Below are 240 nucleotides of genomic sequence, written 5' to 3' on the forward strand. Positions count from 1 at the left end.
GTATGAATCAGAGCAGTCTAGAACTGCGTGGATTTACAGAGAAGGAGATAGAATCGTTGCATTATCACCAGTATGTACACATTTAGGATGTACTGTTAACTGGGATGCAAATGAAGATCATCCGAATCAATTCTATTGTCCGTGTCACCATGGGCGGTTTGAGAAGAGTGGACAAAATATTGCCGATACGCCACCAACTAGGCCGTTAGATGTGTATGATATGGAAGTACAAGATGGAAC

1 protein-coding gene is annotated in these 240 nt (G+C 42.1%); it reads left to right on the forward strand.

Annotation, left to right across the window (positions count from 1 at the left end):
• Positions 1-240, forward strand: a 240-nt coding sequence (locus AOA60_RS29665) for a ubiquinol-cytochrome c reductase iron-sulfur subunit (RefSeq protein WP_143522600.1), incomplete at both ends; no start/stop codon positions are given.

The sequence above is a fragment of the Pseudomonas sp. 2822-17 genome (assembly GCF_002742485.1).
Classification (GTDB): domain Bacteria; phylum Pseudomonadota; class Gammaproteobacteria; order Pseudomonadales; family Pseudomonadaceae; genus Aquipseudomonas; species Aquipseudomonas cyclaminis.